At 66.8% G+C, this 9,869-nt stretch carries 7 protein-coding genes and 1 pseudogene; 2 read left to right on the top strand and 6 right to left on the bottom strand.

Features of this window, described 5'->3' with window-relative positions:
* Positions 1 to 111 precede the first annotated feature (111 nt).
* From DBR12_RS11565 to DBR12_RS11550, 4 genes are all read right to left on the bottom strand, one after another.
* The gene (locus tag DBR12_RS11565; protein WP_108617378.1) at positions 112 to 888 is read right to left on the bottom strand and encodes an SDR family oxidoreductase; all 777 of its coding nucleotides are present in this window, start codon (positions 886 to 888) and stop codon (positions 112 to 114) included.
* 42 nt (positions 889 to 930) lie between these two features.
* Positions 931 to 1,554 carry an LPS export ABC transporter periplasmic protein LptC gene (gene lptC, locus DBR12_RS11560; protein ID WP_108617377.1) on the bottom strand — a complete coding sequence of 208 codons (624 nt, stop codon included), beginning with the start codon at positions 1,552 to 1,554 and terminating at the stop codon, positions 931 to 933.
* Positions 1,551 to 2,111, bottom strand: coding sequence for an HAD family hydrolase (locus tag DBR12_RS11555; protein ID WP_108617376.1), 561 nt, complete (start codon positions 2,109 to 2,111; stop codon positions 1,551 to 1,553). Before DBR12_RS11555 ends, lptC begins: the two co-directional genes overlap by 4 nt.
* A gap of 111 nt (positions 2,112 to 2,222) precedes the next feature.
* A complete protein-coding gene (locus DBR12_RS11550) occupies positions 2,223 to 3,227 on the bottom strand; it encodes an SIS domain-containing protein (protein ID WP_108617375.1) in 1,005 nt (334 codons plus the stop codon).
* A 124-nt stretch (positions 3,228 to 3,351) separates the two neighbouring features.
* Here DBR12_RS11550 and DBR12_RS11545 point away from each other — a divergent pair, with 124 nt between their 5' ends.
* Positions 3,352 to 5,337: a monovalent cation:proton antiporter-2 (CPA2) family protein gene (locus tag DBR12_RS11545; RefSeq protein ID WP_108617374.1), complete on the top strand. Its 1,986-nt coding sequence runs from the start codon at positions 3,352 to 3,354 to the stop codon at positions 5,335 to 5,337.
* 122 nt (positions 5,338 to 5,459) lie between these two features.
* Here the strand turns inward: DBR12_RS11545 and DBR12_RS11540 are convergent, their stop codons facing one another.
* Entirely contained in the window at positions 5,460 to 8,513 is a 3,054-nt protein-coding gene (locus tag DBR12_RS11540) for an EAL domain-containing protein (protein WP_108617373.1), read from the bottom strand.
* A 401-nt stretch (positions 8,514 to 8,914) separates the two neighbouring features.
* Between DBR12_RS11540 and DBR12_RS11530 the strand changes: the two genes are divergently transcribed.
* The gene (locus tag DBR12_RS11530) at positions 8,915 to 9,469 is read left to right on the top strand and encodes an adenine phosphoribosyltransferase (protein ID WP_094289865.1); all 555 of its coding nucleotides are present in this window, start codon (positions 8,915 to 8,917) and stop codon (positions 9,467 to 9,469) included.
* Positions 9,470 to 9,585: 116 nt separating this feature from the next.
* Here DBR12_RS11530 and DBR12_RS22350 read toward each other — a convergent pair.
* A pseudogene (locus tag DBR12_RS22350) lies at positions 9,586 to 9,869 on the bottom strand (hypothetical protein); the annotation flags it as partial.

Here is a 9,869-nt window from a genome sequence, read left to right as displayed (position 1 = left end):
CTACTGAGCCTCCCACCATCCGGTTCTTTTGCAAGAAGCCCCTTCGGGGGCTTTTTTCATTGCGCGCGGAGAACGTCGCCCTTGGGGAAAGGCGCGCAGCGCCTGTAGGGGCTACTCGTCTATTCGGCGTTTGCGCGGGCGCCCCGCCAGCACCCTGTCAAACACAGCATTTGGCAGCAGGCGCAGAAGCTTGGCCACCACCCCCATCTGCCAGGGGATGACCCGGTAGCTCACGCCCGCCGTGATGGCCCGGAAGGCGCGGTCGGCAAAATCCCCGGGCTGCATCAGGAACGGCATGCCGTAGCGGTTTTTCTGCGTGAGCGGTGTGTCGATGTAGCCGGGCGAAATGGTGACCACCCGCACACCGTGCGGGCGCATTTCGCCACGCAGGCTTTCGCAGTAGCTGATGACGGCCGCCTTGCTCGCGCAATATGCGCCATGCCCTGGCAGGCCCCGGATGCCAGCCACACTGCCGATGCCCACCAGCGTGCCGCTGCCGCGCTGGGCCATGCCATCCACAAAGGGCTGGAAGGTGGCGGCCATGCCGATGTTGTTGGTGGCAAAGGTGCGCGCCATCACATCGATGTCGCCGCGCACGGCGGTGTCCATGCCCACGCTGATGCCAGCGTTGGCGATAACCACATCTGGCACCCCCTGGCGCGCCAGGCAGGCCTGGCCTGCGGCCACGATGCTGTCGGTCACCGCCACGTCCGCACTATAAATTTCATAGCTATCAGCACTTACCCCTTGCGCGGAAGCCCATGTTTTGACCTCTTCTGTGCGGCGCGCGACCAGGGCCAGCCGGTAGCCTGCCTGGTGAAAGCGCAGGGCCAGCGCCTGACCGATGCCGCTGGACGCGCCGGTGATGAAAACAAGGGGTGTGGTCATGCAGGCTCCAGCAGGGGCAAGGATGGGGCAAGGAGATCGGGCTTACTTTTTGACGGCGCCCGGCTGGATCATGCCGCGCACACGCCCGCGCAATTGCAACACCTGGTCGAGGTTGTCGTACTCCATGCCGTCGGCTGTGAAGCGGTCATTGCCCCGTGTGAGCGTGACGGGCTGGTCGGACCGCACGCGCTCGGTGTTGGTGAAGGCATGCAAAAACTCGCCCCGGAACTCCAAGCGGGGCTGAGCGGGGGCTCCCGGCTTGGCGGGCAGGGGCTCGCGGGTGACGACGGCGTTGCCAAACAATTGCACCTCCGAGCCATCGGCGTTGCTCAGGGCGCGATCGGCCGTGGCCACCGTGAGTCGGCCGTCGGCGCCGACCGAGCGCATGCGGACCCGGTCGATCTCCAGCGTGTCCGTGTCGGGGTAGTGCCGCGCCTCCAGGCCCTGCACCTCGCTCTGCAGGCGGCCCGTGGCGTCAAAACTCTTCACCGAAAAATTCTTCATGAAGTAGTCGGGCTGGTGTCTGACGGGGCGGTCGATGGGGGGCAATTGCGGCATGGGGGCATTGCGCACCAGCCACCAGGTGCCCAGGGCCAGCAGCCCCATCAACAGCACGGGCAGGTAGATCGAGAGCTGCTCCCAGCCCTGGCGAATCACACGGATCATGCGGTGTAGTCCGCCAGCAGCGCCGCATAGCGGCCCGTGGCCACAAGCAGCAGATCGCACAGCTCACGCGCCGCACCATCGCCCCCGCGCGCCCGGGTGACGAAATGCGCGGCGTGGCGCACCTCGGTCTGGGCATTGGCAGGCGCACAGGCAAAGGCGCTGCGGCGCATCACGGGCAGGTCGGGCCAGTCGTCGCCCATGGCAGCGGCCTGGGCCCAGGTCAGGCCCAGCCGGGCCAGGATCTCCTCGGCCGCAGGGCGCTTGTCCTCGGTGCCGAACACCGCATGCTCCACGCCCAGGGCCTTGAGGCGCACGCGCAAGGGGGCAGAGTCACGCCCCGTGATCACGGCTGGCGTGATCCCCGCCTTTTGCAGCAGCTTGAGCCCATGCCCGTCCAGCGTGTTGAAGCGCTTGATCGTCTCACCCGCTTCGCTGAAGTACAGCCCGCCATCGGTGAGGACTCCGTCCACGTCAAAGAAGGCCACGCGCACGCTCTGGGCGCGCAGCAGCAGTTCGGGGTCAATCTGCAGGGCGGGAAAGGTTGCGTCAGAGGTCATCACACAGCGTTTGAACAGGCACGGCCAAAGCCAGTGCACCCATGGAACCGGCTTCGCCGGGCTGGGGGGTGCACCCTGCTTGGGGGGAAGGCGTAAAGCGACTCAGGGGTGTCATATGACTTTGGCTCGCATCAGGTCGCCGATGTGCACCACACCCACCAGCGCTCCCGCCGCATCTACCACCAGCACGCTGGTGATGGCGTGGGCTTCCATCATTTCGGCGGCATCCACGGCCAGCGCGCCGGGGGCAATGCGGCGCGGGTTGGGGTGCATGACCTGGGCAGCCGTGGCCGCACGCAGGTCGGCGCCAGCCTCGATGCGGCGGCGCAGGTCGCCGTCGGTGAAGATGCCCAGCACCTGCCCGGCGGCGTCCACGACGGCCGAGGCGCCCAGGCCCTTGGCGCTCATCTCGCGCATCAGGTCGCTGAACGAGGCATCATGCGCCACGCGCGGCACCTCGGTGCCGGAGCGCATCACGTCGCTGACATGGGTGAGCAGCTTGCGGCCCAGCGCACCGCCGGGGTGCGAACGGGCGAAGTCTTCGGGGCGGAAGCCCCGGGCGTCGAGCAGGGCCACGGCCAGCGCGTCGCCCATGGCCAGCTGGGCCGTGGTGCTGGCGGTGGGGGCCAGTTGCAAAGGGCAAGCCTCGCGTTCCACACCGCTATCGAGCACGATGTCCGCGTGTTTTGCCAGCGTGGACTGGGGTCGCCCCGTCATGGCGATCAAGGTGGCTCCAAGGCGCTTGATCACTGGCAGCAAGGTGGTGACCTCATCCACCTCGCCACTGTTGGACAGCGCCAGCACGATATCGATGGACTTGATCATGCCCAGGTCGCCGTGGCTGGCTTCAGCCGGGTGCACGAACATGGCGGGCGTGCCTGTGGAGGCAAGCGTGGCAGCGATCTTGCGCCCGACATGCCCGCTCTTGCCGATGCCCATCACCACCACCCGCCCGCGCACGGTGAGCATTGCTTGCACAGCCTGGGTAAACGACGTTCCGATACGGGACTTGAGGCCCAGGACAGCCGCAGCCTCGATGTCAAACGTCTCACGGGCCAGGCGCAGGGCCTGATCAGCATCAAAAGGGGGCAGTGCGGCAGGGGGGGCGGGAGTCATCCGGGGATTCTATCGACCGGGCATGCCAGGCAGGCCCGCCCGAAGCGATGTCCTCTGGCACGGACCGTGCATCGTCTGCACAAAAGCAATTGTCGGCACACAAGCCTCGGATAGCATCGAACCCATGTCTTCTCTTGCCCTCACCCTGCTTTACCTGCTGGCCGCGGTGCTGGGCGTCGTGGTCTGCCGCAGCCTCAAGCTGCCGCCCATGCTGGGCTACCTGGCCGCCGGGGTGCTCATCGGGCCCCATGCGCTGGCGCTGACGCAGAACTCCGATGGCGTGCGGCATCTGGGCGAGTTTGGCGTGGTGTTCCTGATGTTCGCCATCGGGCTGGAGTTCAGCCTGCCCAAGCTGCGCGCCATGCGACGCCAGGTGTTTGGCCTGGGGCTGATGCAGGTGGTGCTGACGATGGCGGTGGTCACAGGCGCCGCACTGGTGCTCTCCCACTGGGCGGGGGGGGTGTGGGACATGGGCTGGCAAACCGCGCTAGCGCTCTCAGGCGTGATGGCGATGAGCAGCACGGCCATTGTCGTCAAGCTGATGGCCGAGCGGGCCGAGCTGGAAAGCGAACACGGCCGCCGCGTGATGGGCATTCTGTTGTTCCAGGATCTGGCCGTGGTGCCGCTGCTGGTGTTGATCCCGGCCCTGAGTTCGTCGTCCGACCAGTTGCTGACCGCCCTGGGGTTGGCGCTGGTCAAGGCCACCGTGCTGGTGGGCATCCTGCTCACGGGTGGGCAGCGTTTCATGCGCTGGTGGCTCACGCTGGTGGCGCGGCGCAAAAGCGACGAGCTTTTCATGCTCAACCTGCTGCTGATCACGCTGGGTCTGGCCTGGCTGACCGAGCTGGCGGGGCTGAGCCTGGCGCTGGGCGCCTTCATTGCGGGCGTGCTGGTGTCAGAGACGGAGTACAAGCACCAGGTGGGCACGGACATCCGGCCCTTTCACGATGTGCTGCTGGGCCTGTTTTTCATCACCATCGGCATGATGCTGGACTGGAACACCCTGGTGGACCGCTGGGCCCTGGTGCTGGCGCTGCTGACAGTGCCGCTGGTGATCAAGCTCGGGATCATCCTGCTGCTGGCCCGCAGCATGGGCGCGACCACGGGTGTTTCGCTGCGCACCGGGCTCTACCTGGCCCAGGCGGGGGAGTTCGGTTTTGTGCTGCTGTCGCTCACGCAGACCCATGGGCTGGTGCAGCCGGCGCTGATGAACCCCATCCTGGCGGCCATGGTGCTGTCGATGCTGGCCACGCCCTTCCTCATCATGTACAGCAACCGCATCGTGATGAAGCTGGTGGCCAGCGACTGGCTGCAGCAATCGCTGCAGATGACGTCCATCGCGCGCAAATCCATCAACACCAGCAAACACGTGATCATCTGCGGCTATGGCCGTTGCGGCCAGAACCTGGCGCGCATGCTGGAGCATGAGGGCATCCCCTACATGGCGCTCGACCTGGACCCGGACCGTGTGCGCCAGGCCGCCGCTGCGGGCGACTCGGTGGTGTATGGCGACGCCACCCGCTTGCAGGCCCTGATGGCGGCCGGCCTGGTGCGTGCCAGCGCCGTGGCCGTGACCTACATCGACGTGCCTGCCGCGCTGAAGGTGCTGGCCAATACCCGATCCCACGCGCCGCAGGTGCCCGTGGTGGTGCGCACACAGGACGACGCGAATCTGGACAAGCTGCAGGCGGCCGGTGCCACCGAGGTGGTGCCCGAGGCCATCGAGGGCTCGCTCATGCTGGCCAGCCACGCGCTGGCGCTGGTGGGTGTGCCCATGCGCCGCGTGCTGCGCCTGGTGCAGGACCAGCGAGACGCGCGCTACAACCTGCTGCGCGGCTACTTCCACGGCGCTGACGACGACACGGTCAACGAGCGCGATCAGGAGCGCCTGTCCACCATCAACCTGCCGCCGGGCTCCACCGCGCTGGGCCTCAACCTGGGTCAGCTGGCCCTGCCCGCCATGGGCGTGCGCGTGGTGAACCTGCGGCGTAGCAACGGCCACATGAGCGCAGCAGTGGACGAGGCCCTGCTGGCCGAGGGCGACACGCTGGTGCTCTCCGGGCACCCAGCTGCGCTGGCGCTGGCGGAGGACAAGCTGCTCAGAGGATGACCCCCTGAGCGGCTGCGCCCCGGCACGGAGCACGCCGACTGCAAAGGCAGTGCCGAATTCTGACTAAAAATCGGCCTTTCCGCGCATCCACAAAGCTTTTATAGCTATATATTTTATAGCAATCAAAGCAAGCTGGCAGGCCCCGGCTGCCCGAACAGGTAACCCTGGAAGCGCTGGCAGCCGTTGCGCAGCAAAAACGCGCGCTGGCCTTCGTTCTCCACGCCTTCGGCCACCACGTCCAGGGCCAGGCTGTGGGCCAGGGTGATGATGGTGCAGGCGATGGTGGCGTCGTTGGGGTCGGTGAGCACATCACGCACAAAGCTCTGGTCGATCTTGAGCTGGTCGAGCGGCAGGCGCTTGAGGTAGCTCAGCGATGAGTAGCCCGTGCCGAAGTCGTCGAGCGAAAAGCCCACGCCCTGGGTGCGCAGCGCCTGCATCTTGAGGATGCTGTCCTCTACGTCGTGCAGCAGCAGGCTTTCGGTGAGTTCGAGCTTGAGCCGCCGCGCATCTGCGCCCGAGTCGCGCAGCACAGCCAGCACGTCCTGCACGAAGTCGGGCTGGCGAAACTCCTGCGCGCTCACGTTCACGGCCAGGGTCCAGCCGGCCTTGGCGGGCTCAGCCGCCCACAGCGCGAGCTGGTGGCAGGCCATGGCCAGCACCTGCCGCCCCAAGGTCAGGATGAGGCCCGTCTGCTCAGCCAGCGGGATGAAGTCGGCGGGCGGCACCATGCCGCGCTGCGGGTGGCTCCAGCGCACCAGGGCCTCGGCACCCAGCAGCTGCCCGGTTTCATCCACCACCGGCTGGTAGTGCAGCAGAAATTCGTTGCGTGCAATTCCTTGGCGGATATCCCCCTCCAAGGCCGAACGTGCCGTCGCAGCCGCCTGCATGGCGGGATCAAAAAAACACAGCGTGTTGCGCCCCTGGGCTTTGGCCTGGTACATGGCGAGGTCGGCGCGCTTGAGGAGCTCCTGCACGGGCTGCTGCCTGTCCTTGAACAGCGCGATGCCGAGGCTGGGCGTGCTGTGCATCTCGCAGCCCTCGACCCGGTAGGGTTGATTGAGCGCGGCCAGTATCTTCTGCGCAACCGTCTCGGATTCGGCGGCAGCTTCGACCTCTTCAGCGTTCAGAGCTTCGATCACCACCACAAATTCGTCGCCCCCCAGGCGCGCCACGGTGTCGGTGGCCCGCACGCAGGCGCTCACGCGGGCGCCCACCTGAACCAGCAGCCGATCACCCCATTCGTGGCCCAAGGTGTCGTTGATGCCCTTGAAGTTGTCCAGATCAAGGAACAGCAGCGCACCATGGCGGCCCTCGCGGGTGCAGTTGACCACCGCCCGCTCCAGCCGGTCCATCAGCAGGCGCCTGTTGGGCAGGCCGGTGAGTTCGTCATAAAAAGCCAGGCGCTGGATCTGGGCCTCGGCCAGCTTGCGCTCGGTGATGTCGCGCGCCACGCCCCGGTAGCCGGTGAACTGGCCCTCTGCATCGAAGATGGGCTCGCCGCTGATCGACACCCAGATGGGCTGGCCGTCATGGGTCCTCCGCTGCATCTCGAAGTCGTGAAACACCTGGTGCGCCTCCAACTGCGCACGATGGTCGCGCCACTGGCCTTCACCCACAAATGTTTCGGGCAGCTCCCAGCGCGTGAGGCCGTAATGCATTTCGTCGGGTACGCCGGTTTTCTGCTCTGCGTTGCCGTCCAGCCGCACAAAGCGGAACTGGGCGTCTTGCTCCCAATACCAGTCCGACGAGAGCTGCGTGAGGCTGCGCCAGCGCGCCTCACTCTGGCGCAGGGCCTCGAGGGTGCTGAGGTAATCCGTGACGTCGGTGAAGGTGCGCACCCGCCCGCCAGGCTCCAGCGCGCGGGTGCGCACCTCGATATAGCGGCCGCTGTGCGTGCGCCGCACATAGGAGTCGGGCATGGTCAGCTGCCCGCCGTGCGCCGCGTACTCCGAGGCCACGTAGTTGCGCGCCATGGGCTCGATGAGCTGGAACTGCGGGCCGAAGTCGCCCCGCTCGGTCTGAAAGCGCACCACATCCTCCACCTTGGGCTGGCTGGCCAGCAGATCCTCGGGCAGGTCGAGCAGCTCCAGGTAGCGCCGGTTGTAGACTCGGATGCGCCCCTCGGCATCCACATTGGTGATGCCCTGGGAGACGCTGGCCAGAGTGACCTCCAGCGCCCGGGTTTTTTCGCCCAGCAGGGCGCTGGTGCGCAGCAGTTCTGCATCAACCGCGCTGCGGGCCAGCTCGGCGCGGCGCGCGGTCTCCAACTGGCCCACGGTGTTGAGCAGGGGCTGCAGGAACAGCACATCTGCCTGCGAATAGCCCTCGCTGCGGTTGGCCAGGCCGACCATGGCCACCAGCTCGCCAGCGGCGTGGATGGGCAGGCCCAGGTAGGTGTGCAGCGCGGGATGGCCGAGCGGGGTGCCTGCGGCGCGCGGGTCAAAGCGCGCGTCGTTGCTGATCACGGGCTCACCAGACACCAGGGCCGCGCCCACCAGGGAGTGCAAGCTATCAAACACGATGCCCTCCTCTGCGTGCTGGGCATCCAGCACGCGAGAGGCAGCGTCCCAGCTGCTGTCAGTCATCGCGTGCACCCGCAGGAAGGGGTGCCCGTCCGGCGCACGCTGCACCTGGCCCAGCAGGCCAAAGGAGCTCTGGCTGAGCGACATCAGTTCCTCGAGCAAAGCCTCGAACACCGCCCGGGGCCCGGAGCTCGCGATGAACATACCCTGGGCGCGCGAAATAGCCTGCAACAGCCGGTGCTGGCGCGCCAGCATGGCTTCGGCAGCCAGCCGCGCACGGTCACTGGAACTGCGTTCGAGTACAGCTTCGATCTGCGCGGGCAGCGTGAGCAGGTAGTCCAGGGCGGGGTCCTGCACGGCAAAGTCGTCAAACCCATGCCGCATGGCCTGCGCCGCATGGGCTTCGGCCCCCGGGTGCACGATGATGATGGCGGGCACCCTGCCCAGCAGCTGCAGGAGATCAAAGGCGGTGCCGCCCAGGGTGCTCTGGGCTGCCAGCACGATGTCGGGGCGATGCTGCTGCAGGTATTCACGGGCCTGCACCAGCGACGCACGGACATCCACCTGCCAACCCGACCAGGGGTCTGCCAATGCGCCCGCCACCGCCTGGGCATGGGCGTGGTCGCCTTCGATCAGCAGGATGGAGATGGGCATGGGCCAATCTTCTGTGAGAGAGCTTGGCCTACAAGGCAGGCCGCGCCGAGGGTGTAACAGCAATGAAACATTATGGGGCTGGTGAAGGGGGCCGGCGCGAGCAAAGGCCCAAGAACCTGTTCTTGGGATCCTCTGCACGAATCAAGCGGCAAGTGAGCGCGGCGGATCGGGAGGGACTGCAAGGCGCAAAACGCAGCAGTAGCCGTCGCTATTGCGAGTATTTGCAACGCGGCAGACCGCCCGAGCCCGCTAATGCAGACGGCGCGCTGATGCGTGCAGAGGGTCCCTAAGGAGCAGGCTGCTGTTTACACTTCTGCACTTTGCGCGGAACGCCGTTGTGCGGCAGCACCATTGCGCACCGGCGCAGGCCTTCCCCGCATCCCTTGAACAGCCCCTTGCCCATGCAGCCACTCAGCGTCAACGACTACCTCCGCCAGCACATCCGTACCGTGCCCGACTGGCCCGCCGCGGGCGTGCAGTTCCGCGACATCACGCCGCTGCTGCAGGACCCCAAGGTGTTCCGCGTGCTCATCGACGCGTTTGTGCACCGCTACATGGACAAGGCCCTGCGCCCCGACGTCGTGGCCGGGCTGGATGCGCGTGGTTTCATCCTCGGCGCCGTGGTGGCCTATGAACTGAACGTCGGCTTCGTGCCCATCCGCAAGAAAGGCAAGCTGCCCTTCACGACGGTCGAAGAAACCTATGAGCTGGAGTACGGCAGCGCCACCGTGGAGCTGCACACCGACGCAGTGAAGGCAGGCGACCGCGTGCTGCTGATCGACGACCTCATTGCCACCGGCGGCACCATGATGGCTGGCCGACGGCTGCTGGAGAAGCTGGGCGCCACGGTGACCGAAGGCGCTGCCATCGTGGACCTGCCCGAGCTGGGCGGCTCGGAGCGCCTGCGCGCATCGGGTCTGCCGCTGTATACGCTGGTGGATTTTGCGGGGCACTGACGGACTGATTGACGCACCGGATGCGTGCCACGCCGCGCACCCGGACCTGCAGCGCCGTACAAAAAAAGAAGCCCTCCACATGGAGGGCTTCTCTTTGTGCAAGCCGCACCGGGCACTCAGCGCAACTCGCCGTACTGGGTGCTGCTCAGGTCGGGCGACGGGCTGTCTGCCCCGGGCATTTCGGTGTCTTCAAAACCGGTGGGCTGCGCCGGGGGCAGCAGGGGGCCTGACCGCACGGGCACGCCCGGCTTGGCAGCCGCTGCCGGGGCCGCCGTGGCGCCAGCGGCGTTGGCGAGGGCTCGCTTGAAGGCAGCCACTTCATCGGCCTCAATGGGTTCAAACCGGGGTGCGGGGCGCTGCTCGCCCACCGGCGCCGCCACGGGGGGCCGGGCCGGTGCCG

The sequence above is a fragment of the Acidovorax sp. HMWF029 genome (assembly GCF_003060895.1).
GTDB lineage: Bacteria > Pseudomonadota > Gammaproteobacteria > Burkholderiales > Burkholderiaceae_C > Acidovorax.
This window is presented reverse-complemented; position numbering and strand designations above follow the sequence as displayed.